The sequence below is a fragment of the Streptomyces amritsarensis genome (assembly GCF_001953875.1).
GTDB classification, from domain to species: Bacteria; Actinomycetota; Actinomycetes; order Streptomycetales; family Streptomycetaceae; genus Streptomyces; species Streptomyces amritsarensis.
In genome coordinates this window covers 34,012-59,979 of sequence record NZ_MQUR01000008.1, presented here as the reverse complement: position 1 = coordinate 59,979, position 25,968 = coordinate 34,012, and the positions used below count along the sequence as shown (strand labels likewise).

General features: G+C 73.0%; 19 protein-coding genes. 7 read left to right on the top strand and 12 right to left on the bottom strand.

The features are described from left to right. Positions 1-2: 2 nt before the first annotated feature. Together AVW11_RS05745 and AVW11_RS35655 are read left to right on the top strand one after the other, a co-directional pair. Entirely contained in the window at positions 3-497 is a 495-nt protein-coding gene (locus tag AVW11_RS05745; RefSeq protein WP_076043449.1) for a hypothetical protein, read from the top strand. A 132-nt stretch (positions 498-629) separates the two neighbouring features. Continuing rightward, positions 630-1,553, top strand: coding sequence for a CAP domain-containing protein (locus tag AVW11_RS35655; protein ID WP_079250526.1), 924 nt, complete (start codon positions 630-632; stop codon positions 1,551-1,553). Between the two features lie 21 nt (positions 1,554-1,574). Here the strand turns inward: AVW11_RS35655 and AVW11_RS05730 are convergent, their stop codons facing one another. Both AVW11_RS05730 and AVW11_RS05725 read right to left on the bottom strand, forming a co-directional pair. Beyond that, positions 1,575-2,669 carry a CobW family GTP-binding protein gene (locus AVW11_RS05730; RefSeq protein ID WP_076043421.1) on the bottom strand — a complete coding sequence of 365 codons (1,095 nt, stop codon included), beginning with the start codon at positions 2,667-2,669 and terminating at the stop codon, positions 1,575-1,577. A 24-nt stretch (positions 2,670-2,693) separates the two neighbouring features. Continuing rightward, positions 2,694-3,854 carry a citrate synthase gene (locus AVW11_RS05725; protein ID WP_076043420.1) on the bottom strand — a complete coding sequence of 387 codons (1,161 nt, stop codon included), beginning with the start codon at positions 3,852-3,854 and terminating at the stop codon, positions 2,694-2,696. An 80-nt stretch (positions 3,855-3,934) separates the two neighbouring features. Here AVW11_RS05725 and AVW11_RS05720 point away from each other — a divergent pair, with 80 nt between their 5' ends. The 3 genes from AVW11_RS05720 (at position 3,935) to AVW11_RS05710 (ending at position 7,750) form a co-directional block, all read left to right on the top strand. Further along, on the top strand, positions 3,935-5,173 hold the full coding sequence (locus AVW11_RS05720) for a citrate synthase (protein WP_076043448.1): 1,239 nt from the start codon (positions 3,935-3,937) through the stop codon (positions 5,171-5,173). A 262-nt stretch (positions 5,174-5,435) separates the two neighbouring features. Further along, positions 5,436-7,052 (top strand): sensor histidine kinase, encoded by a 1,617-nt coding sequence (locus AVW11_RS05715; RefSeq protein ID WP_076043419.1) that lies wholly within the window; start codon positions 5,436-5,438, stop codon positions 7,050-7,052. Then, positions 7,049-7,750, top strand: coding sequence for a DUF7342 family protein (locus AVW11_RS05710; protein ID WP_079250525.1), 702 nt, complete (start codon positions 7,049-7,051; stop codon positions 7,748-7,750). Before AVW11_RS05715 ends, AVW11_RS05710 begins: the two co-directional genes overlap by 4 nt. A 61-nt stretch (positions 7,751-7,811) precedes the next feature. Here the strand turns inward: AVW11_RS05710 and AVW11_RS05705 are convergent, their stop codons facing one another. The 3 genes from AVW11_RS05705 to AVW11_RS05695 all read right to left on the bottom strand — a co-directional run bounded on the left by AVW11_RS05705 (position 7,812) and on the right by AVW11_RS05695 (position 12,183). Continuing rightward, entirely contained in the window at positions 7,812-9,404 is a 1,593-nt protein-coding gene (locus AVW11_RS05705) for a solute symporter family protein (RefSeq protein WP_076043417.1), read from the bottom strand. After that, entirely contained in the window at positions 9,401-9,886 is a 486-nt protein-coding gene (locus tag AVW11_RS05700; protein WP_051699394.1) for a DUF485 domain-containing protein, read from the bottom strand. The genes AVW11_RS05705 and AVW11_RS05700 overlap by 4 nt, the downstream gene beginning before the upstream one ends. Positions 9,887-10,062: 176 nt before the next feature. Continuing rightward, a complete protein-coding gene (locus AVW11_RS05695) occupies positions 10,063-12,183 on the bottom strand; it encodes a DNA gyrase/topoisomerase IV subunit B (RefSeq protein WP_030838180.1) in 2,121 nt (706 codons plus the stop codon). 447 nt (positions 12,184-12,630) lie between these two features. Here AVW11_RS05695 and AVW11_RS05690 point away from each other — a divergent pair, with 447 nt between their 5' ends. Continuing rightward, positions 12,631-12,864 carry a DUF7455 domain-containing protein gene (locus tag AVW11_RS05690; protein WP_030028922.1) on the top strand — a complete coding sequence of 78 codons (234 nt, stop codon included), beginning with the start codon at positions 12,631-12,633 and terminating at the stop codon, positions 12,862-12,864. A 127-nt stretch (positions 12,865-12,991) separates the two neighbouring features. Here AVW11_RS05690 and AVW11_RS05685 read toward each other — a convergent pair whose 3' ends face one another. From AVW11_RS05685 to AVW11_RS05655, 7 genes are all read right to left on the bottom strand, one after another. Continuing rightward, positions 12,992-13,975, bottom strand: coding sequence for a S1 family peptidase (locus AVW11_RS05685; protein WP_079250524.1), 984 nt, complete (start codon positions 13,973-13,975; stop codon positions 12,992-12,994). Positions 13,976-14,109: 134 nt separating this feature from the next. Next, a complete protein-coding gene (locus tag AVW11_RS05680) occupies positions 14,110-15,693 on the bottom strand; it encodes an RNA polymerase sigma factor (RefSeq protein WP_030838175.1) in 1,584 nt (527 codons plus the stop codon). Positions 15,694-16,076: 383 nt separating this feature from the next. Next, complete coding sequence (locus AVW11_RS05675; protein ID WP_276209049.1) at positions 16,077-17,018, bottom strand: FadR/GntR family transcriptional regulator; 942 nt, start codon at positions 17,016-17,018, stop codon at positions 16,077-16,079. A 137-nt stretch (positions 17,019-17,155) separates the two neighbouring features. Further along, positions 17,156-18,940, bottom strand: coding sequence for an ATP-binding cassette domain-containing protein (locus AVW11_RS05670; RefSeq protein ID WP_060177909.1), 1,785 nt, complete (start codon positions 18,938-18,940; stop codon positions 17,156-17,158). A gap of 206 nt (positions 18,941-19,146) precedes the next feature. Beyond that, positions 19,147-19,893, bottom strand: coding sequence for an NUDIX hydrolase (locus AVW11_RS05665; RefSeq protein ID WP_076043414.1), 747 nt, complete (start codon positions 19,891-19,893; stop codon positions 19,147-19,149). A gap of 168 nt (positions 19,894-20,061) precedes the next feature. Then, a complete protein-coding gene (locus AVW11_RS05660; protein ID WP_076043413.1) occupies positions 20,062-22,050 on the bottom strand; it encodes a glycogen debranching N-terminal domain-containing protein in 1,989 nt (662 codons plus the stop codon). A 209-nt stretch (positions 22,051-22,259) separates the two neighbouring features. Then, the gene (locus tag AVW11_RS05655; protein ID WP_060177912.1) at positions 22,260-23,534 is read right to left on the bottom strand and encodes a DUF4192 domain-containing protein; all 1,275 of its coding nucleotides are present in this window, start codon (positions 23,532-23,534) and stop codon (positions 22,260-22,262) included. A 123-nt stretch (positions 23,535-23,657) separates the two neighbouring features. On the opposite strand from AVW11_RS05655, the gene AVW11_RS05650 reads away from it, so the two are divergent. Beyond that, entirely contained in the window at positions 23,658-25,817 is a 2,160-nt protein-coding gene (locus AVW11_RS05650) for a RecQ family ATP-dependent DNA helicase (protein WP_060177913.1), read from the top strand. Positions 25,818-25,968 lie beyond the last annotated feature (151 nt).

Here is a 25,968-nt window from a genome sequence, read left to right as displayed (position 1 = left end):
AGGTGGACGAGTCCGGCGTCCGGTCGCCGGAGCCGGTCTGGGTGGTCGCCGCGAACGTCGTGGCCTGGCGTCGTTGCGGAGTCGGCGGCCAGGAACTGCGTCCTGGGACGAAGTTCTTCAAGGGCGGGGCGAAGGTGTACGTGGCGAAGGTGTACTGGGGTCCGGGGGGCCACCGGGTCACGGCGGCGGGGCGGGAACGGCACACCGGCCGGTGGATCGTCATCGATACGGCGACGCGCCACCTGTACGGCTTCCGGCCGAAGCTCGTCCATACGCCGCGCGTCCTGGAACGGCTGCGCGAGCATCGGTACGCGCACGGCTTCACCACGGCGGACTACGCGGTGGACGCCGCCGCGACGCTGGAGGAGTACGCCCGCCGGTACCGCGCCGCGACGGCGCCGGGGAGTGCGCATCCGGACCGCTGCCTGTGTCACGCATGCCTCACCGGCGAGGCGGCGTACGCGGACGGCTCCGACCGGGCGGCCGCCGCCGGGTAGGCGCGGATCGGGCCGGCTTACGCGGACCACACAGATCACGCGGATCACACGAAGAAAGCGTTATCGCCGCCGCTCCCCCAGGTCTCCTCCTGTGTCAGGCCGGACGGGCCGTCACACCTCGGAGGAGATGCGATGCAGTTGCGCGACGACAGGTACGGGCAGGACGTGGACAGGGCGGGGCCGGGCCGGCCTTCCGGGCCGCGCCACGCCGGCCGGGTGGCCGGTGGCCGCCGCCGTACCCGCAGGACGGTGTCCGTGCCGGCAGTGGTCGCGACCGTGGTCCTGCTGACCGGAGCCGGGAGTGCGTACATCCTCGTATCCGGCGAGGCTCCCGCGCGCACCTCGGCGACCGCTTCGTCCTCGTCCCCCGGTGCCGGGGGCGCGCACACCGCGGACGGCCCGGGCTCCGCGGGCGGCCCGCCGACCGGCCCGGCCTCACCCGCCGTCGGGCCGGGTGCGACGGAAGGGAGCGCCGGGCCCGAGGCGACGCCGAGTCCGAGTGCGACGGCCGCCCCCTCGCATGCCGCGGCCTCGGCCTCGGCCGAGCCCTCGTCCCGGCCGTCCGCGAAGAACGACCGGCCCGCGCAGCCGACCCGCGGTCCTTCGGGCAGCGGTCCTGTGGGGCCGGACCCGAAGGTGCCCGGCGCGCGCACCTCCACGAATGACGTGCAGACGGCCCAGACGCTGTCCCTGCAGCTGCTGAACGGCGAACGGGCCACCGTCGGCAGGCCTCCCCTCGTCCTCAAGCAGGACCTCAGCGACTTCGCGCGCAGGTGGGCCGAGCACATGAGGAAGAACGGATTCGGCCACTCCTCCGACGAGGAGCGCGCCTACCTGAACACCGGCTCGCGCACCTGGACGGGCGAGAACATCGTGTGGTGGAGCGACGCCTCGATGACCGCGCAGGAAGCCGCCGAGAAGTTCCAGTCGATGTGGCGCCACAGCCCAGGCCACTACAAGGGCCAGGTCAGTGCGGAGTTCACCGAGGTCGGCGGGGGCCTGTACCACGATGCCTCCGGCTGGTGGGGCGTCCACGCCTTCTCCGACGGCAGGTAGGGGCCGCTCGGCGCTGCGCGATCAATCCGTCGGGGGCGCCTCGGAGGTGTCCGGCTCGCGGGCGTCGCCCCCGTCCTCCGCGGGCCGGTCCACGTAGCGCAGCACGCCCCACATGCTCTCGGGATTCGCGTCCTGCGGGGCCTCTTCACGGCAGGCCTCCAACTCCCTCAGCAGGCCCTCGCCATCGGTGCCCGAGCCGATCAGGACCAGCTGCGTCAGTCGCGGCTCGCCCCGCCTCCAGGGCTGCGGGTCGAAGCGGAGGAACCGGCCGACCGCCTGGATCTCGTAGCGCTCCTCGTGTCCGGGGACCCCGAACCAGACGAAGCCCTTGATCCGGTAGAGGCCGGCCGGGCGCCGGTCGAGGAAGTCCATGAACCGGCGCGGGGAGAGGGCCTGCTCCGAGCTGAACTCCGTGCTCTCGTAGGCGGCGTGCGCGTGGGTGCACCGGTCGTGGCCGCCGGCCTCGGCGAGCAGGTCCTCGAAGGACAGCTGCCCCCGGGTCTCGGTCCAGGGCCGGCGGTCGAAGAGCAGTTCCGGGTCGATACGGCCGTGGTCGGCGCCGACGACCGGGGTGCCCGGTGCGCAGAGCGCGGCGAGTTCCTTCTCGATCCTGGCCCGTTCGCCCGCGTCGACCCGGTCGGTCTTGTTGAGGACCACCAGGTCCGCGACGGCGAGATGGCGGTCGGTCTCGGGGTGGCGGGCCCGGGTGGCGTCGAATTCCGCGGCGTCCACGACCTCCACCATGCCGCCGTACCGGACGGCGGGGTTCTCGTTGGCCACCAGCATGCGGATCATCTCCTGGGGCTCGGCCAGGCCGCTCGCCTCGATGACGATCACGTCGATCCTGTGGGCGGGCGCGGAGAGCTTCTCCAGGTACGCGTCCAGCTCGCTGCCGTCGACGGCGCAGCACAGGCAGCCTCCGCCGAGGGAGACCATGGAGTCCCCGACCTGCCCTGCCACCGACATCGCGTCGATCTCGATGGAGCCGAAGTCGTTGACGACGACGCCGATGCGGGTGCCCCCGCGGCTGGCGAGGAGGTGGTTCAGCACGGTGGTCTTCCCGGATCCGAGGAATCCGGCGAGGACGACGACGGGAATGGGCTGCCTGCTGTTCACCCGGTCGATCGTAGCCAGGCCCGGTCAGTGCAGCAGCGGCACCGGCTGTGGCGGGGTGGGTCCGGTGTACCGGGCAGCCGGTCGGATGATCTTGGAATCGGTGGCCTGTTCCAGGATGTTCGCGCTCCACCCGACGACCCGTGCCGCGCAGAAGGTCGGGGTGAACATCTCGCGCGGCAGCCCGCACAGCTCCATGACCACGCCCGCGTAGAACTCCACGTTGGTGTGCAGTTCCCGGCCGGGCTTGAGTTCGGCGAGGATCTCCTCGACCTGCCGTTCGACCTCCACCGCGAAGTCCACGAGGGGGCCGCCGAAGCCGAGGGCGATCTCGCGCAGCATGCGGGAGCGGGGGTCCTCGGTGCGGTAGACGGGATGTCCGAAGCCCATGATCCGGTCGCCGGCGAGGACGCGTTCGCGGATCCACGGCCCGATCCGGTCCACGGTGCCGATCGCGTCGAGGGTGTCCAGGGCGCGGCTGGGGGCGCCGCCGTGCAGCGGCCCGGAGAGTGCGCCGATGGCCCCGGTCAGGCAGGCGGCGACGTCGGCGCCGGTGGAGGCGATCACCCGGGCGGTGAACGTCGAGGCGTTGAAGCCGTGGTCGACGGTGGATATCAGGTACCGCTCGACCGCCCGGGCCCGGGCGTGATCGGGTTCCTCGCCGGTCAGCATGTAGAGGTAGTTGGCCGCGTACGGAAGGTCCTCGCGCGGCTCGACCGGCTCCAGGCCCTGGCCCAGCCGGTGCAGGGCGGTCAGCAGGGTCGGCACCGCGGCGCAGGCCGCCAGCGCGTCCGAGGCCCGGCGTTCGGGGGTGAGGTCGTACACCGGACGGAAGCCGGCCGAGGCGCCGAGCAGCGAGAGCGCGGTGCGCAGGCCGGCGAGGGGGCCGGAGAGCCTGGTGGCGCGGGCCAGGTCCGGCAGGACCGCCCGCACCTCCGCGGGGAGTCGGCGCAGCGCGGCGGTCTCGGCGGCGAAGGCGGCCCGCTCGGCGGGGTCCGCCGGGAGCGCGCCGCGGAACATCAGGTGCCACACGTCCTCGAAGCTGCGGCCGGCGGCGAGCTCCACGGCCGAGTACTGGCGGTAGTGGTAGAAGCCCTCGCGGCCCCGTACGTCGCCCAGCGCGGTTTCGGTGACCACGACTCCCGCGAGGCCCCGCGGTGCTTCGGTGGTGCTGTCGGTGGTGTTCATGCAGCGACCATCCACGATGGATTCAATCGCTGTCAATATTGATTGAATCAACCTTGGCATCCATCTGTAGGGTGTTCGGCATGAGTGACCAGACGGACGGCGGACGGCACAGGCTCAGCACGCGGGAGGCGGCGCGGGCACTCGGCGTGAAGCCGGCGACGGTGTACGCCTATGTCAGCCGGGGCCAGCTCGCCAGCCGCCGCGATCCCGCAGGGCGGGGCAGCACCTTCGACCCGGTCGAGGTGGAGGCGCTGGCCCGGCGCAGCAGGCGTGAGGCGGCGGCTCCCGCCGCCGGTGAGCCCTCCGTCCGCACGGCGCTCACCCTCATCGAACCCGACCGGTTCTTCTTCCGGGGCGTCGACGCCGTGGCCCTGGCCTCGCGGTACCGCTACGAGGAGGTCGCCGAGTGGCTCTGGACGGGGACCCTCACCCGCGGGGCCCGGTTCACCGCTCCCGCGCAGGTGCTGGAGGCGGCCCGCCGGGCGGTGGACGCTCTGCCGGCGCACAGCGGCCCGATCGACCGGCTGCGGGTGGCGGTCGCCGCCGCCGCGGTGGCGGATCCGCTGCGCTTCGACCTGTCCGAGGAAGCCGTGCTCGGCTCCGCCCGCTGCCTGATCCCGACGCTGGTCGGCGCCCTGCCCGCGGTGGGCACCGGGTGGGCCGGCGACGGGCGGATCGCCCGGCAGCTGTGGTCCCGGCTGACGCCGCGGGAGCCGGACCCGGACGCGCTCGCCGTACTGGACCTGGCCCTCGCCCTGCTGGTCGACCACGACCTGGCCGCCTCCACACTGGCCGTACGGGTGGCGGCGTCGGCGCGGGCCCATCCGTACGCGGCCGTGTCGGCGGGGCTCGGTGCGCTCGAAGGACCGCTGCACGGCGCGGCGGGGCGGCTCGCGCACCGGATGCTGGTGGAGGTGTTGGAGCAGGGCGGCGCCGCCCCGGTGGTCGCCGAGTACCTGCGTGCGGGGCGCCGGGTCCCGGGCCTGGGCCACCGCCTCTACCAGGGCGAGGATCCGCGGGCGGGGGCGCTGTTCGCGCGGCTGGAAGGGCTGGAGCAAGCGGCCCCCGCTCTGGCGGCGGCCCGCGAGGTGGCCGCGGTGACGGCCCGTCAGGGCGGGCTGCACGCCAACGTGGACCTGGCGTTGGCGGTCCTGACCGTCTCCTGCGGCATGCCCGCCGAGGCCGGGGAGACGGTCTTCGCGGTGGCCCGTGCGGCCGGCTGGATCGCCCACGCGCTGGAGGAGTACCAGGAGCGCCCGCTGCGGATGCGGCCGAGCGGCCAGTACCACGGCCCGCGCCCGCCCCAGCCGATGCCGTAGATCCTGTCCGGGCGGCGCAGCGGGCCGCCGCATCCCTGCGCGACCGCCTCGGGCGACGCCAAGAGGGGCCGCACCCTCCCCGCCCGCCAGGCGCATCGCCCCGGGCGCGGCGATGGGCCTGGTGAAACGGTCCGTCCGCAGCGCCGTTGCCGTCACCCCCAGTCATATGTGGAACACGGCCCGGACATGGCGGGAGTGGGGTACCCGACAAGCGGGGCGCACAGGTTCCGCTCGTGCCGGGGCCGACCTACCGTTGCTGCCCATGCGGATCCCCCTCACGCGCGCTCGGCGCCTCGGGCTGCCCAGACGGGCGGTCTCGCAGATCCTGGTCACCCAGCTGGCCATCGCGGCCGGGGTCGTCCTCCTGGCCACGGGGCTGTTCCTCGCGCCCCTCAGCGCCCAGCTCGACGATCAGGCCATGCGCCGAGCCCTGGCCATCGCGCAGAGCGCCGCAGCCGATCCCGCGATCGCCGCGGAGCTCCTGGACTCCGGGCCGTCCGCGGACAGCCCGGTGCAGGCCTCGGCCGAGCGGATCCGCCGGGCGACGGGCGCCGAGTACGTCGTCGTCCTCGACCTGGACGGCATCCGCCGCTCGCACCCGAGCCCCGACCGGATCGGACTGCCCGTCTCCACCGACCCGGGCGACGCCCTGGCCGGCCGCGAGGTCATGGAGATCGACGACGGCACCCTGGGGCGCTCCGCCCGCGGCAAGGTCCCGCTCCTCGCCGCCGACGGCGAGATCGTCGGGGCGGTCTCGGTCGGCATCGCCTACGACAGCGTGCGCGACCGCCTCCTCGGGGCCATACCGGGCCTGCTCGCCTACGCCGGCGGCGCCCTGGCCGCGGGCGCCCTCGCCGCCTATCTCCTCTCCCGCAGGATCCATCGCCAGACCCGTGACCTGGCCTTCTCCGACATAGCCGGCCTGCTCGCCGAGCGAGAGGCCATGCTGCACTCCATCCGCGAAGGCGTGATCGCGCTCGCCCCTGACGGGCGGGTCCGGCTGGTCAACGACGAGGCCGCCCGCCTGCTGGGCCTCACCCCGGACACCACCGGCACCTTCGGCGGTCGACCGCTGGACGACGTCCTCGGCGCCGGCCGGACCGCCGACGTACTGTCCGGCCGGGTGACGGGCCGGGACCTGCTCACCGTCCAGGGCCCGAGGGTCCTGGTCGCCAACCGCATGCCCACCGCGGACGGGGGCGCCGTCGCCACCCTCCGCGACCGCACCGAACTGGAACACCTCAGCCGCGAACTCGACTCCACCCGTGGTCTCATCGAAGCCCTGCGCGCCCAGGACCACGAACACGCCAACCGCCTCCACACCCTCCTCGGCCTGCTGGAGCTGGGCCTGCACGAGGAGGCGGTGGAATTCGTGACGGAAGTCGTCGGTGTGCACCGCACGACCGCCGAACAGGTCACCGAGAAGGTCCACGACCCGCTGCTGGCCGCCCTCCTCGTGGGCAAGGCCACCGTCGCCGCCGAGCGCGGCATTCCCATGCGGCTGGCCGCCGCCACCCTCCTCCCCGACCGCCTGGTCGACCCGGGCGGGCTCGTCACGATCGTCGGCAATCTGGTGGACAACGCCCTGGACGCCGCCGCCGGCGGAGCGGCGCCCCTGGTCGAGGTGGAGCTGCGGGCGGAGGGCCGTACCGCCGTGCTGCGGGTGCGCGACAGCGGCCCCGGGGTCCCCGCCGCGCGACGCGAGGAGATCTTTACGGAGGGCTGGTCGACCAAGCAGCCCCGGGCCCACCGCGAGCGCGGGCTGGGCCTCGCCCTCGTACGCCGCCTCGCGGAGCGGCAGGGCGGCAGCGCTCGGGCCGGTGAAGCAGCGGACGGAGGGGCGGAATTCTCCGTCGTACTTCCGGAGGCCCTGCGATGAACGAGACCCCGATCCACGTATTGGTCGTCGACGACGACATGCGTGTTGCCCGGATCAACGCGGCGTACGTGGCGAAGGTTCCCGGTTTCCAGGTGATCGCGCAGGCCCATTCGGCCGGTAAGGCCCTGGACTTCCTCTCCGCCCACCCGGTGGACCTGGTCCTCCTGGACCACTACCTCCCCGACGGCAGCGGCCTGGACCTGGTCCGCCGCCTGCGCCAGCGCGGCGACGGAACCGATGTGATCATGGTCACCGCTGCCCGCGACCTCGCCACCGTGCAGGCCGCCATGCGCCTCGGAGCCCTCCAGTACCTGGTCAAACCGTTCACCTTCGCCGGGCTGCGCACCCGGCTGGAGGCGTATGGTTCGCTGCGCCGCGCCCTGGACACGGGCGGTGAGGCCGAGCAGGCCGAGGTGGACCGGATCTTCGGCGCCCTCGCCGGAGCGGCTTGCGTGAACGAGCTCCCCAAGGGCCACTCCCCCACCACGGCGGAGCTGGTCCGCCGGGTCCTGCGCTCCGCCGAAGGCCCCCTGTCCACCCAGCACATCGCCGACCGTGCGGGCATCAGCCGCCAGACCGCCCAGCGTTACCTGAAGCTCCTCGAACGCTCCGGCCGCGTCTCCCTGGCCCTGCGCTACGGCGAGACCGGCCGCCCGGAGCACCGCTACGCCTGGCTTCCGTCGGAGGGGCCGCTCTGACGCCTGCGGCCCCCTCCGGTCCCGCCCTCTCCGGTCCCGCCCCTCGGTCCTGTCGTTCTCCTCAGACCGCTCCGGCCCCGGTCAGCGAGCGGACCTCCGTCTCCGCGTGCTTCGCCTCGTCCGGTTCCTCGCCCGAGATGACCGTGCCCAGCCAGCCGGCCAGGAAGCCCAACGGGATCGAGACGATGCCCGGGTTCTGCAGCGGGAACAACTGGAAGTCCACGCCTGGGAACAGCGACTCCGGGCTGCCCGACACCACCGGTGAGACCAGCACGAGCAGCACCGCCGGGACCAGGCCTCCGTACACCGACCAGACGGCTCCGCTCGTGGTGAAACCGCGCCAGAAGAGCGAGTACATCAGCACCGGAAGGTTGGCCGAGGCCGCCACCGCGAAGGCCAGCCCCACCAGGAACGCCACGTTGAGGTTCTGGGCGAGCAGCCCGAGGGCGATGGCCACCGCCCCGATGCCCACGGCGGCGGCCCGGGCGACGGAGACCTCGCTGCGCTGCCTGGCGTGCCTGCGCTTGAGCGAGGCGTACAGGTCGTGGGCGACGGAGGCCGACGAGGCGAGGGTGATTCCGGCCACCACGGCCAGGATGGTGGCGAAGGCGATGGCGGCGACGAAGGCGAACAGCACCGCGCCACCGGTGGTTTCGGCGCCCCCGCCGAGGAAGGCCGCGAGCAGCGGGACGGCCGTGTTCCCCGAGGCGTTGGAGGCCCTGACCTCGTCCGGTCCGACCAGGGCCGCCGCACCGAAGCCGAGGACAATGGTCATCAGGTAGAAGCTGCCGATCAGTCCGATGGCCCACACCACGGAGCGGCGGGCCGCTCGGGCGGTGGGCACGGTGTAGAAGCGCGACAGGATGTGCGGCAGCCCGGCGGTCCCCAGCACCAGCGCGAGGCCGAGGCTGATGAAGTCGAAGCGGGCGGTCCAGTCCCCGCCGTACTTCAGTCCCGGACTCAGGAACGCCAGTCCGTGCCCGCTGCGTTCGGCGGCACTGGTGAGCAGCCGGTCGAAATCACCGTGGAAGCGCAGCAGTACGAGCACGGTCAGCGTGACCGCCCCGCCCATCAGCAGCACGGCCTTGACGATCTGGATCCAGGTGGTGGCCCGCATGCCGCCGAAGGAGACGTACACCACCATCAGGGCGCCCACCCCGATCACGGTGAGGGTCCGTGCCGCGGCGCTCGAGTTCCCCAGCAGCAGCCCGACCAGGCTGCCCGCCCCGACCATCTGCGCGACGAGGTAGAGCACGGAGACCACGACCGAGGAGGTGCCCGCGGCGATGCGCACAGGACGCTCGCTCATGCGGGCGGCGACGACGTCGGCGAGGGTGAAGCGCCCGCAGTTGCGGACCAGTTCGGCGACGAGGAACAGCACCACCAGCCAGGCGACGAGGAATCCCACGGAGTAGAGCAGGCCGTCGTAGCCGAAGAGGGCGATCAGACCGGAGATGCCGAGGAAGGAGGCGGCGGACATGTAGTCGCCCGCGATGGCGAAACCGTTCTCCATCGGGGAGAAGAGCCGCCCGCCGGCGTAGAACTCCTCGGCCGAACCGTGCCGGTTGCGGCTGACCCAGGTGGTGATGCCCAGGGTCACCGCGATGAAGAGGCTGAACAGCATCAGCGCCAGCGGCTGGTGTTCGGTGGTCACCGGCCTGCCCTCCTTGCCCGGTTCCGCTCCTGGCCGCGCTCCTGCTCGAAGACGGTCCAGCGCAGGTCCAGGGCGGCCCGGTCCCGGCGCAGCCGCGCATGCCGGGCGTAGGCCCAGGTGAGCAGGAAGGTGCTGAGGAACTGGCCGAGCCCCGCCAGCATGGCCACGTTGACCGCGCCCAGGACGGGCCGGGCCATCAGACCGGGCGCCGCCGTGGCGGCGACCACGTAGGCGACGTACCAGAGGAGGAACCCTGCGGTCGCGGGGACGACGAACCGGCGATAGCGGCTGCGGACCTCCTGGAAGGCGGCGCTGCGCTGCACTTCCAGGTAGATGTCGGATGCGCCGGGCGCCGGGCGGCCGGTCGGGGCCGGCCTCGGCGGTGACGGTTCCGCGCCCTCGCCCCAGCCGACGGCCAGCGCGTCGTACCAGGGGTCGTCCAACCGGATCGTTCCGGCATCACGACCTTCGTGCTTGTCCACCGAACTCTCCTTGTCCGCTGCGGCATTGGCAGCGTGCCCACAAGGATGTGCGGAATGGACGGTTTCCGGACTGGTGTACCGGTGCTCTTCACTCCAACAGGTGATGGAGCCACGGGCGGCGGTGTGCCGTGGCGGCGCCCGTTTTTCGGACGCCGCCAACCACCGGTGTCTTCCGCTCAGGCGTCGATGCGCGAGCGGTCCAGCGTCGCCGCGGAGCTTGTGATGAACTCCTTGCGCGGGGCCACCTCGTTGCCCATGAGCAGGTCGAAGACCTGCTCGGCGGAGTCCAGGTCGCCGATGTTGATCCTCCGCAGCGTACGGAAGCGGGGGTCCATGGTGGTCTCCGCCAGCTGGTCCGCGTCCATCTCGCCGAGACCCTTGTAGCGCTGGATCGAGTCCTTGTACCGGATGTTCTTGCGCTGGTACTCCAGAAGGGTCTGGCGCAGCTCGTTGTCCGAGTACGTGTAGACGTACTTGTCCTGGCCCTTCTTCGGCTGGACCAGCTCGATCCGGTGCAGCGGCGGGACGGCTGCGAAGACCCGGCCGGCCTCGACCATCGGCCGCATGTACCGCTGGAAGAGCGTGAGCAGCAGGCAGCGGATGTGCGCGCCGTCCACATCGGCGTCGACGAGCAGCACGATCTTGCCGTAGCGGGCCGCGTCGATGTCGAAGGTCCGGCCGGACCCGGCCCCTATGACCTGGATGATCGCCCCGCACTCGGCGTTCTTGAGCATGTCCGAGACGGAGGACTTCTGGACGTTGAGGATCTTGCCGCGGATCGGCAGGAGTGCCTGGAATTCGGAGTTCCGGGCGAGCTTCGCCGTACCGAGGGCGGAGTCGCCCTCGACGATGAAGAGCTCGCTGCGGTCCACGTCGTCGCTGCGGCAGTCGGCCAGCTTGGCGGGCAGGGAGGAGGTCTCCAGCGCGGTCTTGCGGCGCTGCGCCTCCTTGTGCTGGCGGGCCGCGATCCGGGTCCGGGCGGCCGCGACGATCTTCTCCATCACGGCGCGGGCCTGCTGCTTGTCGTCGCGCTTGGTGGAGGTCAGGAAGGCCTTGAGCTCCTTGGCGACCACGGCGGCGACGACCCGGGTGGCGGCCGAGGTGCCGAGGACCTCCTTCGTCTGCCCCTCGAACTGGGGTTCGGCGAGACGGACGGTGACGACGGCCGTCATGCCCTCCATCGCGTCGTCCTTGACCACGTCGTCCTCGGCGACGCGCAGCAGCTTCGCCGAGCGCAGCACCTCGTTGACGGTCTTGGTCACGGAGCGTTCGAAGCCGGTGACGTGGGTGCCGCCCTTGGGGGTGGCGATGATGTTGACGAAGGACTTGACGTTGGTCTCGTAGCCCGTGCCCCAGCGCAGGGCGATGTCCACGCCGAGCTCGCGGGTGACCTCGGTGGGGGTCATGTGGCCGCGGTCGTCGAGGACGGGGACGGTCTCCTTGAAGGTGCCCGACCCGGTCAGCCGCAGCACGTCGCAGGCGGCCTTGTCCTGGGCGAGGTACTCGCAGAACTCGCTGATGCCGCCGTCGAAGCGGAAGGTCTCCTCGGTCTTGCCGGCCCCGTCGATGGCCCGCTCGTCCCGGACGACCAGGGTCAGGCCGGGGACCAGGAAGGCCGTCTGGCGGGCGCGCTGGTAGAGCGTCTCCAGGTTGAGGCGGGCGTCCTTGAGGAAGATCTGGCGATCGGACCAGTAGCGGATCCGGGTGCCGGTCTTGCCCTTGGCGATGCGCTTGACCTTGCGCAGGCCGTTCGCCGGGTCGAAGGGGCTGTCGGGGCCCTGCTCGGTGAACATGCCGGGGACGCCGCGGCGGAAGCTGATGGCGTGCGTGGAGCTGCCCCGGTCGACCTCCACGTCCAGGCGGGCGGAGAGGGCGTTGACCACGGAGGCGCCGACGCCGTGCAGGCCGCCGGAGGCCGCGTACGAGCCGCCGCCGAACTTTCCGCCCGCGTGGAGCTTGGTCATGACGACCTCCACGCCGGACAGCCCTGTCTTGGGCTCGACGTCCACGGGGATGCCGCGGCCGTTGTCCCTGACCTCGACGGAGGAGTCCTCGTGGAGGATCACCTCGATGTGGTCGCAGTAGCCGCCCAGGGCCTCGTCGACGGAATTGTCGATGATCTCCCACAGGCAGTGCATGAGGCCCCGGCTGTCGGTCGAGCCGATATACATGCCGGGACGCTTGCGGACGGCCTCCAGCCCTTCGAGGACGAGCAGGTGCCGCGCGGTGTAGTTGGAACCGTCCCGGTCTGCTCCGGACAGCAGCGCGCTGGAAGGCACGGACGTGTCGGCGGTCACGCAGTTCGCTCCTCGCTGAATTTCTTTTCTGGCCCTGTCGGGCGCAGGGGTGGCTCGGGTGCCCGTCGAAGGGTACCGAGGCCAGGTAGAGCCGATGCAACGCCACCCTCGCGCTTTCCTCAGCCTAGTCCAGATCCGCACGGATGTTCGATCCCCCGGGCGGGTGAAGGAAACATCACGTTCCCTTCCACGCATGAACCATTTAGGGTTCGGGCACGTCCTCATGAACAACCTGGCACTCACGCCGGGGAGGATGGAACTGCAAGAAGCGCACGACTGACAACGCGAAACCGTAAAGCAACGCAATACGGCTCCTTCGCCGCCAACCGGCAACAGCCGGCCAGCTTCGGAAGGAAGTTTCGAGGAAAAGCCGCGAGCGGGAACGTTTTCGGCCTGGTTGGATGTTGACCCTGGTACGACAGCTCGTCGAGCTAGAGAAGAGGCGACGTGACTACTGTTCTGACACCCGCGACCCCGCTGACGGCCGCTGACCGATGCGACCGTTGCGGCGCCCAGGCATATCTGCGTGTCGTCCTGCTGAGCGGCGGTGAACTGCTCTTCTGCGCCCACCACGGTCGCAAGTTCGAGCCGGAACTCAAGAAGATCGCCGCGGAAATACAGGATGAGACCGAGCGGCTCACGTCCGCTCCGGCTGCCCACGCCGAACCCGAGGACCGCTGACACACAGGCCGAACCTCGCATCCGACGAGCCAGGACCGGCCAGGCCGGTCGACGGGCGGCACCTCTGAGACCCAGGGGTGCCGCCCGTCCTCACATCCGCGGCCGCCCACTCTCGGTGAGGACGGCGCTACGGGAGCTGCGCGGGCGCCTCGGGCCGGCCGGCCAGGCCCCCGCCCGACCCCTGCTGGTCCGCACGATGCCCCTGCACGGTCCCTGCGCGCGCCGCGGAGCTCCTCCGGGGTCCCCATGCGGCTTCCTGGACCCCGCTCGGCTGTACGGCCCTCTCCGGGGCCGTCACGAAGCCGGCCAGGGGGGCGATGCGCGTGTACACACCGGGACTGTCGGCGCGCCCGCAGCCGCGGCCCCACGAGACCAGCCCGATGAGCCGGCCCTGCGCCACCAGCGGCCCGCCGCTGTCGCCCTGGCAGGCGTCCTTGCCGCCCCCGCCGTCCCCCGCGCACACCATGGAGTCGGCCCGGTACTGTCCGTCCGCGTCGCCGGGGTAGGCGCGCCCGCAGACCTCGTCCGCCAGCACCGTCACGCGCGCGGCCCGCAGGGCGTACGCGTAGTCACCGAAGCCGCTCGTGTCCCCCCAGCCGTACACGTCCGCCTCGGTGCCCGCCCCGTACGCGGGGTGGCCCGCCTCCGCCATGGGGAGCACGTGGTGGGCCGGGACGGCCTCCGCCAGCTCCAGCACGGCGAGGTCTCCCGCGTTGCTCTGCGGGTCGTAGTCGGGGTTCACCCGCGCGCCACGCACCGCGATCTCCCGGCCGTCGGCCGCCCGGAACTCCGTACGGCCGGCGATCACCCGGAAATCGGAGACGGACTCCACGGGTCCGCCGAGCACCTGTCGGCCCAGGCAGTGCGCCGCGGTGACCACCCTGGTCGGAGCGACGACGACACCCCCGCAGAACTGCCCGTCCCGCGTACCTCCGAACCGGTCACGGCTGGCCAGGGCCACGACCCAGGGGCTGTCGGCCACCTTCACCGGCCTCCCGCCGATCACCACGCTGTCCGCGGCCGCCTGAGGCATCTGGGCGAGCGGCGCCGCGGCCGCTCCTGCCGCCAGGGTCAGCGCGCCCGCCAGGACACGGGCAAAGGGACGACGCATGAGGCCTCCTGACTCCGAGTGTGCATGACTCCACCCAGAGTGGGATGCCCGGTGGCCGAGCGCACCCGCGCGGCCACCGTCTGCGCCCGCACCGCCCGGGCCTGGGCACCTTCACCGCCCAGGCCGCCCGCCTGCTAGTCCAGGTAGTCGCGCAGCACCTGGGAGCGGGACGGGTGGCGCAGCTTCGACATCGTCTTGGACTCGATCTGGCGGATGCGCTCACGCGTGACCCCGTAGACCTTGCCGATCTCGTCGAGGGTCTTGGGCTGCCCGTCCGTGAGGCCGAAGCGCATGGAGACCACGCCGGCCTCGCGCTCGCTCAGGGTGTCGAGCACGGAGTGCAGCTGCTCCTGCAGGAGGGTGAAGCTCACGGCGTCGGCGGGGACGACGGCCTCGGAGTCCTCGATGAGGTCGCCGAACTCGCTGTCGCCGTCCTCGCCGAGGGGCGTGTGCAGGGAGATCGGCTCGCGGCCGTACTTCTGGACCTCGATGACCTTCTCGGGGGTCATGTCGAGTTCCTTGGCCAGCTCCTCCGGGGTGGGCTCGCGGCCCAGGTCCTGGAGCATCTGGCGCTGCACGCGGGCGAGCTTGTTGATGACCTCGACCATGTGCACGGGGATGCGGATGGTGCGGGCCTGGTCGGCCATGGCGCGCGTGATGGCCTGCCGGATCCACCACGTCGCGTAGGTGGAGAACTTGTAGCCCTTGGTGTAGTCGAACTTCTCGACCGCGCGGATGAGACCCAGGTTGCCCTCCTGGATCAGGTCCAGGAACAGCATGCCGCGGCCGGTGTAGCGCTTGGCGAGGGAGACCACGAGGCGGAGGTTGGCCTCCAGCAGGTGGTTCTTGGCGCGGCGGCCGTCCTCGGCGATGATCTCCAGCTCGCGCTTGAGCTTGGGTGCCAGCTTGTCGGAGTTCGCCAGCTTGTCCTCGGCGAACAGACCGGCCTCGATCCGCTTGGCGAGCTCGACCTCCTGCTCCGCGTTGAGGAGGGGGACCTTGCCGATCTGCTTGAGGTAGTCCTTGACCGGGTCGGCGGTGGCGCCCGCGACCACGACCTGCTGGGCCGGAGCGTCGTCCTCATCGTCCGAGATGACGAAGCCCTTGTTCTCCCCGCCCTCGTCCTCTTCGTCGCCCTCGGCCTTGACCGCGTCGGGCCCCTCGTCCGGGTTCTCGTCCTCGCCGGCGTCGTCCGCGTCCTTCTTGGCCGCGGTCTTCTTGGCCGCGGTCTTCTTCGCGGCCGTCTTCCTGGCGGGCGCGGCCTTCTTCGCGGCCGTCTTCTTCGCCGCCGCCTTCTTGGCGACGGGCTCCGCGGCCGACTCCTCGGCGAGGGCGTCCGGTGCCTGCGGGTCCACCGTCTCGGCCGCAGGGACCGCGGGCGCCGCAGGCTGCGCCGCCGTCGTCCCGGCCGTCGTCTTCCTGACGGGTTCGGTGGCCGTCCGCTTGGCCGGGCTCTTCGCTGCGACGCTCTTGCGGGTGGTGCGCTTGGGCGACTCCGCGGCACTGACCATCAGCGTCACACCCTCTTCCTCGAGGATCTGGTTGAGGCTGCGCAGAACATTCTTCCACTGGGTCGCAGGAATCTGGTCAGCCTCGAAGGCCCGACGCACGTCATCGCCGGCGATCTGCCCCTCGGCCTTGCCCCGCTCGATGAGCGCCATCACAGACTCGGAATCGGCGATCTCCGGCGGGAGCGTACGGGATGTGCTGGCCGACACGAACAACCTCTCGGAACGATGGGAACGGCTTCCGACCCCGGGCCTGGTGGTGCTGGACCGGAGCCGACGACCACCGACCGGGGATGGGCCGGCGGCGCGGGCAGGGGCCGGGGAGCTGCACAGCACCCCCAAGGGCTGCTGTCTTCCCTCCGTCGGCCATCACCTCTTAAGTCATCGCGCGACCTCGCGGAGCGTTACGCCCAATCTTCGTGGCCCGAGTCACACCCCGTATGTACGGATGCCGGCCATACGGTCACACCCCCGGCCGCAGGAGGGCCGCGGCGGCCGCGGAGAGCTCCGGAAGAAGGACGCGGTCCGCGCGCCGGTGTCGCCGGGCCCGGCCGGGCCCGGCGACGCGTCGTACACCCCCGCGCGCCCGCCCGTCAGTGCTCGCGCGGGGCGGGAACCACGCGCTCGACCTCCGGATGAACCGTCAGGAGCTGGCGCATCGCGTTCTCGGCGCCCGTCGCGTCGCCCGCCGCGAGGGCCTCGACCATCCGTGCATGGTGCGCGACGCAGGTCTCGCTCGGGCGGTCGCAGGAGGTCATCGGGCTGCCGGAGACCTGGAGGGCGGCGGAGACGATGCCGGAGAGGTGCTCCAGCATGCGGTTCCCGGCGACCTGGATGAGCAGTGCGTGGAACTCGTTGTCCGCGCGCGCGAAGGTGATCGAGTCACCCTGGCCGAGGGCGTGGCCCATGATCTCGACCATGTCGGCCAGGCGCTGCTGGATGTCCGGGCGGCCGTGGCCGGCGGCGAGGCGGGCGGCGAGCGGCTCGATCGTCCAGCGGAGCTCGCCGAGCTCGCGGCGCTGGTCGTCGCGCTGGGGCCCGAAGGCCCGCCACTCGATGATGTCGGGATCGAGGAGGTTCCAGTCGGCGACGGGGCGGACCCGCGTGCCGACGTTGGGCCGGGCGCTGACGAGGCCCTTGGCCTCGAGGACCCGCAGCGATTCGCGGACGACCGTGCGGGAGACCTCGAAGCGCTGGCCGATCTCCTCGGGGACCAGGGGGCGGTCCGCGCCGAGGTCGCCGGAGACGATCATCTGGCCGAGCTGCTGGACGAGTTGGCCGTGCAGTCCGCGGCCGCGGCTGCCTGCCGCGCGGCGACCCACGCGGCTCAACTCGACGTCGGGGCCGTCCCAGTGGGGTGCTCCGACACGGTCGGGCCCGGGGGCCTCCGCGTAGGGGTAGCGGTCGAGTTCGCCCGCGCCGGCGAGGCCGGATTCGGCATGGCGGGCGGCGGTCATCATGGTGTGCGCAAGGGTACTCACGAATCCTTTGTCGGTCGTGCCTCCATGACCCTTGAGGTCTTTGGTGAAAAGCACACGAAAGGGTGATCGGTGCCACCTACGCAATTGACGACTTATCGTAAAGAACCGGGCCTATTGCGAGGAGTTGCGGTCCGCTTGACGCGACATGGACTGCAACGGTCCCGTCCGTGACCGCTCCGGCAACGGAACGGTCACCAACGGACCCTGCTGCGCAGTCCGGTGAACCCATAGGCGCACAACAGGACCATCAGCGACAACACCAGTGCCGTGGCCACGGGTTGGGTCATCACCCGTAGGGCCCCCACCAGCAGCCGGTCCGCCTCGGGCGGCCACTGCACCCAGGACAGGCCGCGCAGCCTGGGGCCCAGCCCGGTCACCGGGTACGCGGACGATCCTTCCAGCGCCTTGCCCACCAGCGGAACCACGCCCACGGGCACGGCGAGCACCGCCGCCAGTCCCGCGGTGGCGGACCGGAAGACGCCGGAGGCCAGGACCCCGGCCCAGGCGCAGCCGATCAGCAGCCCGGCCCAACTCGCCGCCGGGGACAGCCATTCCGCCGGGATGCGCAGGGGTCCGCTGTCGAAGACGAGCGCCAGGGCCGCGGCGTCGGCCGTCACGACCAGGGCACCCAGCAGGAGGGCGAGCGCGGCGCAGACTGCGAGTTTCGCGGTGAGCAGCCCCAGCCGGCGGGGCACGGTGCCGCGGTCGGCGGCGAGGGCGGGGTAGCGGTACTCCTCACCGAAGGCCAGCGCGCCGAGCAGTCCCGCACCCAGGGCGGCGGGCGGCAGCGGCAGCAGCCCGGGCCAGGCGGCGAGCAGCCGGCTCTGCGGGGTCTGGCCGGCCCGGGCGAGCACGAGAGCGGTGAGGACGGAGACCACGACGACGAGGGCGGCGGTGAGAACGGGGGTGGCGGTGCCGAAGACGCGGAGCAGCTCGTAGCGCAGTGGCCGCAGGGGCCCGCCCACGCGCCGCACGGCCGATACCGGCGGCTGGGAGCGGGCGCGCCGGAGGGTGCCGCCGCCCTCGGCGGGCTCCGGTGCGGTGCCGGCGGCGGCCGGGGTGGCGGCCGCCGCGCGGGCGTGCGGGACCGGCGCCGTCGAGGCGCCGCCGTCACCGGTCTCGTCGGCGAGCTGGTGGACCAGTACGCCGTGGCGGAACGCCGCCTCGCCGACCTCGGCGCAGTTGCTGCCGTACACCGACAGCCGGCTGCCGCTCTCCTCGACGATCTCCACCGCCCGCTGTGCCGCGCGGGCTTCCCGTCCCAGTACGTCGGCCAGCCGGGCGGCGTGCGGGGTGCGCACGGCGACCCGCGGCCTCAGCCGGGTCCGCGCGAACTCCGCGGCCTCCTGGTCGGCGACGAGGCGGCCCGCCTCGATGCTGACGACCCGGTCGGCGCTCCGGGCCGCCTCCTTGGCGTCGGCGGTGGTGAAGAGCACGGCTCCCCCCTGGGAGGCGTGGCCGCGCAGCAGCCCGTACAGCCAGCTGCGTTCGCGGGGGGAGAGCCCTGCGGCGGGCTCGTCGAGGAGGAGGGTGCAGGGATCGCCGAGCAGTGCCGAGGCCAGGGCGACCCTGCGTTCCATGCCGAGCGACAGGGAGCCGAGGCGCTGGTCCCGCAGGCCGGCGATGCCGACGACCTCGAGCATGGTGTCGGCCCGGGAGGCCGGCACCCCTGCGGCGGCGCACAGCATCCGCAGCTGGTTGCGGACGGTCCGTGCCGGGTTGCCGGGGACGTCTCCGAGCACCACTCCGACCTCACGGCCGGGGTGCGGGATCCGGTGCAGCGGCCGGCCGCGGAAGTAGGTCACCCCGCGGCCCGGTTCGAGTTCGAGCATGAGCCGCAGTGCGGTCGTCTTGCCCGAACCCGGCTCGCCGAGCAGGGCGGTCACATGCCCCGGGCGGGCCTCGAGAGTGAGGTCGTCCACAAGGGGCGGGGCGTCGGAGCGTGGTTTGCTGGTGAGTCCGATGGCCTGGAGCATCGCTTCCCTCGCGGGGTGTGAGACCGCTTTGCGGCAGCGTGGGTACCGCAAGCAAGATAACGCGATATGTCCGATTTTCGGCGCAACCGGTCCGATGGGATGCCGATTGTTCGACCGGGCTCGCTCCCATCCGGAAGCCCGGTTCGGCCTGCGAGCCGGGTTCGGACTCCGGTGGGTGCAGCACCCGCGACGCGTGTGCCGCGGCGTCAGACCTCCGGGCGCAGCATCGGCGGATTGAGCAGCGTCGCCCCTCCCGCGCGGAACAGCTGGGCCGGGCGGCCGCCCTGACGGGTCGTGGTTCCGCCGGCGGGCACCAGGAACCCGGGGGTACCGGTGACCTTGCGGTGGAAGTTGCGCGGGTCCAGTGCCACTCCCCATACGGCTTCGTACACCCGGCGCAGCTCGCCGACGGTGAACTCGGGCGGGCAGAAGGCGGTGGCCAGCGAGGAGTACTCGATCTTCGAGCGGGCCCGCTCGACGCCGTCGGCGAGGATCTGCGCGTGGTCGAAGGCAAGCCCGGCGGAGCCGTCGTCGCCGACGGCCAGCAGCTCGTCGACGGGGGCCCAGCGCGCACTGTTGGCGTCACCCCCGGCCCGGGGCGCGGGGAGGTCCGGAGCCAGCACCAGATGCGCCACGCTGACGACCCGCATCCGCGGGTCCCGCTTCGGGTCGCCGTAGGTGGCCAGCTGTTCGAGGTGTGCCCCGTTGCCCGCGCCGGGTACGGCGGGGTCGTGCGCACACAGCCCGGTTTCCTCGGACAGCTCTCTGGCGGCGGCCGCGGCCAGGTCCTCTTCCCCCCGCACGAATCCGCCGGGCAGCGCCCAGCGCCCCTGGAACGGCTGCTCGCCGCGCCGGACGACCAGCGCACAGAGCGCGTGGCGCCGCACGGTGAGCACGACCAGGTCGACGGTGACTGCGAAGGGCGGATAGGCCGACGGGTCGTAGGGCGACATGCCGCGATCATAGTCGTCTGCCTGACGATAAACAGCGCTTTGGTGACCTTGAAGACAAGGGTCCCCAGGGCGGCGCGTACGCCCGGCGGGCGCGGCTCGCGAAGTGCGGCGCCTGTACGCCCGAGTCGCGCCGTCACAGCTCGTGCCAGGCGCGCGCCGCCGACCGTCTCAGCCTCCCAGTTGGAGCGCATCCGCGGCCTCCTCCACCATGCCGAGGCCGAGCCGGCTGACGCGGACGGCGAAGGGTTCGCCGGCCACCCGCAGGCCCTCGAGCCGGATGGCGCCGAGGGGAGCCCCGGGAAGGGGGACGAGGGCAACGGTGCCCGCGGGAGCGTCGGGGCGGATCCCGGCGAGAGCGGTCAGGACATGGACCCCCGTGGCCGCCGCCACGGCGGCGGGGCGGCAGGCCGCCGGGTGCGGGATGGGGACGCTGCCGGCGGTCCGCTGCTCGGCGGCGAACATCTCCGGCAGCCGGTACCCGAAGGCTTCCGCCGCGTCCAGGAGGCCTCTGAGCAGGCCCGCCGCCTCCTTCGCGAAGCCCGCCGCGGCCAGGCCGGACACGGCCACGGCGCTCTCGTACGCCCGTACCGCGCCCGACCGGTGGCCGAACGGGTTGTGTCCCGGTTCTTTGAGGGCCATGCTCCGCAGCCCCCACCCGCAGTCCATGGCGGGGGCTCCGAACAGCCGGGCCAGCTGCTCGGTGCGGATCCGGTCGAGGAGGCCGGGGGCCGGCCGGCCGCCGCCGAGCAGCCCGGTGTCGAGCAGATGGGCGGCGGCTCCGGTCAGCCGTGGCAGGGGCCGCCCGTCGGGATGCAGGGCCGAAGCCGGACGGCCGCCGTCCGGGCCGTCGATCCAGAACCTGTCCCGGAACCGCTCCCGCAGCGCGGCCGCCCGCTCCTCCCACTCCTGCGCTCCGGGTCGTCCGCATCCGGCGAGGAGGTCCGCGCCGAGCACGGCGGCCCGGTGGGCGTGGGCCTGGGTCTCGCAGCGCCGCGGTCCGGGCTCGGGATCGGCCAGGAAGCCGTCCTTCCCGAGGGCGCCGCGCAGCCAGTCGAGACACCGTTCGGCGGCCGGGAGCAGCCGGGCGACCTCCTCCTCCGGCATGCCCCACAGGCGTGCTTCGGCGAGTACGGCCGGGAAGGCGAGGGTCGCCTCGGTCCCGGTGCACGCGGGCGGCAGCTGCGGGCCGGCTCCGCGCAGCGGGCCCGGGATCTTCCCGGCTCCGGGCCCGCGCCCCTCGGCCTGTGTCCGGGCGAGGATGCGCAGTGTGGCGGCGGCGAGCCCGGTCCCCAGCGGCAGGGCCATGCGGGCGGCCCAGAGCGACTCCGCCGGTGCCAGGCCCAGCCGCCAGGGCACCCCGGCCGCCGCGAAGGCGTCACCCGGCTCCTCCGGGTCTCGCGAGAGCAGCGCGCCCAGATCCTCGACGCTGGTGCGGAACCACGCCTCGACCCTCGGGTCGTCCCCTTCGGCCCGGGCGCCGGCCAGCGGGTTCGCCACCTGTCCGGCGGGAGCCCGTGCCACCCGGTCGTGTGTGGTCCGCAGCTCGATGGTGCGCGTTTCGCCGGGGCCCAGTGCGAGCTGCCAGCGCAGTAGCCCGGCCGAGGCCACGGCGTCGTCGGGCGCGGGCTCCGCCGCAGTGACTGCTTGTGCCGCGCCGGTGCTCCAGCGCAGGCCGGCCGCGTGCACGCCCGCCGGCAGCTCCGGGCCGGCCCGGCCCGCGGCCACTGCGGCCAGTTCCGCCAGGTCGGTGCCGAGCAGTACCTCGACGGGGATGCGCATCGGCCGGCCCGTGAAGCTGCGGAGGGTGATCCGCTCGGTGCCGTCGGCGTGGCGGACGCGTTCGACCCCGATGTCCGGGTCGGGCCCTGGTTCGGCGCCGGTGCGCACGGTGGCGGTGAAGGCCGCCCGGTCGGCACCCAGGCTGCGTCCCTGGACGGCGACCGGTTCCCGGCCGCCGACGCGCAGCACGCACCGGGAGAGCAGCCGGCGTCCGGAGCGGTAGATCCCGTCGATCCCCCGCCCGGTCAGCTGGCCGTCCCCCGGTGAGATGACCAGACAGGGCGCGGCGACGCAGATGACGGCGTCGTGCACGGGCGGCAGCTCGGGCCTGCGGGCGGCGGGCACGCCGGTCGGGCGGGGAGGTGCGGGGTGAGACATGTGTCGCCTTGTCTGCGCTCCGGTGGGTTCAGCTGGGCGGCGACGCCGCCGGGGCGGCACCTCCCCCCAGCTGAACGGCCCCGCCCCCGCCCGGGTCACGGGCCGCGGCTCCGGCCGGGCGCGGCGGGGAGGCAGCGCGCTCCGCCGGGCGGGGGTCGAGGCGCCGCGGAGGAGCCGCACGGCGCGGCCGTACGACGGCCGGCGCGCGCTCACTGCCCGCTCCCCGCGGTGCGGCGCGATCCGCGGCGCGGCGCCGTGCGCCCCCGTCGGCCGGGCGGCCGGGTGGAGGCGGCGGTGGAGGCGGCCCGGCTGCGCCGAGGTTCCCTGCGGCGCCGCTCCTGCCTGAGGCACTGCCGCAGGCCCTCGGGGTCGATTCCCTCGTTGCAGGCGTGGTGGAGCAGCTGGGCGAAGCGGTATTCGGCGTCGGCCCGCAGGGCCATGCCGAGGGCGATCCGGGCAGTCGGCTCGTCTCCGGTGGACCAGGAGACCCAGCCGGCCAGGGTGAGGGGGGCCGCGGCGTGCTCGCCGTAGGCGCCGACGCAGCGGCGGGCCAGTGCCCGCCACAGGCGAAGGGCTGGCGCCGCCTCCTCGCCCTCCATCCACTCGGCCGCCACGTCCCGTACCTCGCGGTCCTGGAGGCCGAGGATCAGTGAGGCGGCCTCGTCGTGGCCGAGCAGCGCGTCGTCCCAGTCGTCGCCCTGGACGCCGCTCTCGACGGGCGGTGCCAGGGTCATGCGCCGCATCAGGACCTGCGCGAGCGTGATGGTCTCGGCGCCCACCTCTTGCCGGGTGGTGCCGTGGAGCATCCTCGGCATCAGGGCGGCGGCCGCCCGGTCCAGGGCCTGCTCGGCCTCCTGCGCCACCGGCCCGCGCAGCGGCGCAAGCCTGCCTTCGATCTCTTCGAGGGAGCCCCGGATCTGGAGCCCGGCGAAGGTCGCGGCCGCGGCCATCACGGAGGTGCCGACCGGGGCCAGTGGGCTGCCCTCGGCGGGGCAGCACCGCTCGTCGGGGCAGACGTAGGACCAGAAGCGGCCCGCCGACAGGCACAGGGCCTCCAGCACCGGCACGTCCAACGCGCCGCAGGCCAGCCGGATCCGCTGGGCGAACGGCCTCAGCCGGGTCATCACGGCCCGGCCGCTCTCCTCCCCGCGCGGCTCCTGGCAGAGGTAGACGACGATGCCGTCGGGCTTGACGCCACGTCGTTCGCTGCCCCGGATGAGGCAGTCCGCGACCTGGCGGGCGGTGTCCTCCCATTCGGCGGGAGCGGTGGGGATGCCGACGCGGAGCCGGCCCCCGAAGCGTCCGCCCTCACCGTGGACGGCGACCATGACGAGGGAGTCGGACGGATGGAAGCCGAGCATGTAGGGCAGCGCATCGGCCAGTTCGGCCGGGCTGCGCAGGGTGATCTGGGGTTCGTTGGCGGTTCCGGCCGGGCTGATGAAGGACCGGTCGGACGGGCGACGGGATTCGCTGCTGTTCGTCATGCCACGAAGGTCCCGTGCACGATCCGATCCCGAAAGCCCTGTGGATAAGTGTTGAAGCTTCAACTTCCACAACGGTTCGGGCAGCATTGGCGCGATGTCGGAGGCATCGGGTTGCATGGGGGCATGAACGCAGACCTGAGGTCCTCGGCCGACTCCGTACTCGCCCGTCTCGTGGGGGACCCCACGGGCACCGCCCGGCTGCGCGAGGACCAGTGGCTCGCGATCGAGGCCCTCGTCGCGCACAAGCGGCGGGCGCTCGTGGTCCAGCGCACCGGCTGGGGCAAGTCCGCCGTGTACTTCGTCGCGACCTCGCTGCTGCGGGCGGCCGGCGCCGGCCCGACCGTGATCGTCTCGCCCCTCCTCGCGCTGATGCGCAATCAGGTCGAGGCCGCGGCCCGGGCGGGGATCCGCGCCCGCACCATCAACTCCGCCAACCCCGAGGAGTGGGAGGGGATCCAGGCCGAGGTCGCCGCCGGCGAGGTCGACGTCCTGCTGGTGAGCCCGGAGCGGCTCAACAACCCGGACTTCCGCGACCAGGTGCTGCCCAAGCTCTCGGCGGCCACCGGCCTGCTCGTGGTGGACGAGGCGCACTGCATCTCCGACTGGGGGCACGACTTCCGCCCCGACTACCGCCGGCTGCGCACCATGCTGGCCGACCTCCCGCCGGGCGTCCCGGTTCTCGCCACGACCGCCACGGCCAACGCCCGCGTGACCGCCGACGTCGCCGAACAGCTGGGCACCGGAGCCGGCACGGACGCCCTGGTGCTGCGCGGCCCGCTGGACCGCGAGAGTCTCAGCCTGGCGGTCCTGACCCTGCCCGACGCGGCGCACCGGCTGGCCTGGCTCGCGGACCACCTCGGCGAACTGCCCGGCTCCGGAATCATCTACACGCTGACGGTGGCCGCGGCCGAGGAGGTCACCGCGTACCTGCGCCACCGCGGGCACACCGTGGCCTCGTACACCGGCAAGACGGAGAACGCGGACCGCCAGCAGGCCGAGGACGACCTGCAGGCGAACCGGGTCAAGGCGCTGGTGGCCACCTCCGCCCTCGGGATGGGCTTCGACAAGCCCGACCTGGGCTTCGTCGTGCACCTGGGCTCGCCCTCCTCACCGATCGCCTACTACCAGCAGGTCGGCCGCGCGGGCCGCGGCGTGGAGCACGCTGAGGTCCTGCTGCTGCCCGGCCGGGAGGACGAGGCGATCTGGCAGTACTTCGCGTCGGTCGCCTTCCCGCCGGAGGAGCAGGTGCGCCGCACCCTCGACGTGCTGGCCCATGCGGGGCGACCGATGTCGCTGCCCGCCCTGGAGCCGCTGGTCGACCTGCGCCGCACCCGGCTGGAGACCATGCTCAAGGTCCTCGACGTCGACGGCGCCGTGCACCGCGTCAAGGGCGGCTGGACCTCGACGGGTGAGCCGTGGGCCTACGACGCCGAGCGCTACGCCTGGGTGGCCCGGCAGCGGGCCGCCGAGCAGCAGGCCATGCGCGACTACGCGGCGACCACGGGATGCCGGATGGAGTTCCTGCGCCGGCAGCTCGACGACGAGGAGGCCGCGCCCTGCGGCCGCTGCGACAACTGTGCCGGGGCCCGGTTCGCGGCCGAGGTCTCCACCACCGCGCTGGACACCGCGCGCGGCGAGCTGGGCCGCCCAGGTGTGGAGTTGGAGCCGCGCAAGATGTGGCCGACCGGGCTCGCCGCGGTCGGCGTCGACCTCAAGGGGCGCATCCCCGCCGGGGAACAGGCCTCGACGGGTCGGGCCCTGGGTCGGCTGTCCGACATCGGCTGGGGCAACCGGCTGCGCCCGATGCTCGCACCGCAGGCTCCCGACCAGCCGGTTCCGGACGACGTTGCGCAGGCCGTCGTCGCGGTGCTCGCCGACTGGGCGCGGGGTCCCGGCGGTTGGGCCTCCGGCGCCCCTGACGCACCGGCACGTCCGGTGGGTGTGGTCGCGCTGCCCTCGCGCGGCCGTCCCCAGCTGGTCGGTTCGCTGGCCGCGCGGATCGCCGAAGTCGGCCGGATGCCGCTGCTCGGCACGATCGCCTACACCGATCAGGTCCCGGAGTTCGGGCTGGCGTCCTCCAACAGCGCCCAGCGGGTCCGCGGTCTCCACCAGGCCCTGGCCGTCCCGCAGGAGCTGGCGGCGGCTCTGGCGCAGACCTCCGGCCCGGTGCTCCTCGTGGACGACCGCGCGGAGAGCGGATGGACACTCGCGGTGGCTGCCCGGCTCCTGCGGCGGGCAGGCGCAAAGGAGGTGTTCCCGCTGGTGCTGGCGCTCCAGGGGTGACCCGATGCGTCATTCTCGGCGTGGCGGGGCAAGGATATGAACGGCATACCGGCGAATTCCGGTCGGCGTCGTCAATTGCTCGTTGCCGCATGCTCGGAAGCCACGCGAGAATTGGAGTGCTCCCGCTCGGCTCCTCGGCACCCTCCTGGGC

Coding starts and splice junctions, on each gene's coding strand:
- AVW11_RS05720 (WP_076043448.1), top strand. CDS start 3,935: ATGAGTGACCAGACGGACGGCGGACGGCACAGGCTCAGCACGCGGGAG.
- AVW11_RS05665 (WP_076043414.1), bottom strand. CDS start 19,893: ATGTCGCCCTACGACCCGTCGGCCTATCCGCCCTTCGCAGTCACCGTC.
- AVW11_RS05650 (WP_060177913.1), top strand. CDS start 23,658: ATGAACGCAGACCTGAGGTCCTCGGCCGACTCCGTACTCGCCCGTCTC.
- AVW11_RS05670 (WP_060177909.1), bottom strand. CDS start 18,940: ATGCTCCAGGCCATCGGACTCACCAGCAAACCACGCTCCGACGCCCCG.
- AVW11_RS05685 (WP_079250524.1), bottom strand. CDS start 13,975: ATGCGTCGTCCCTTTGCCCGTGTCCTGGCGGGCGCGCTGACCCTGGCG.
- AVW11_RS05655 (WP_060177912.1), bottom strand. CDS start 23,534: ATGACGAACAGCAGCGAATCCCGTCGCCCGTCCGACCGGTCCTTCATC.
- AVW11_RS05710 (WP_079250525.1), top strand. CDS start 7,049: ATGAACGAGACCCCGATCCACGTATTGGTCGTCGACGACGACATGCGT.
- AVW11_RS05715 (WP_076043419.1), top strand. CDS start 5,436: ATGCGGATCCCCCTCACGCGCGCTCGGCGCCTCGGGCTGCCCAGACGG.
- AVW11_RS05725 (WP_076043420.1), bottom strand. CDS start 3,854: ATGAACACCACCGACAGCACCACCGAAGCACCGCGGGGCCTCGCGGGA.
- AVW11_RS05660 (WP_076043413.1), bottom strand. CDS start 22,050: ATGTCTCACCCCGCACCTCCCCGCCCGACCGGCGTGCCCGCCGCCCGC.
- AVW11_RS35655 (WP_079250526.1), top strand. CDS start 630: ATGCAGTTGCGCGACGACAGGTACGGGCAGGACGTGGACAGGGCGGGG.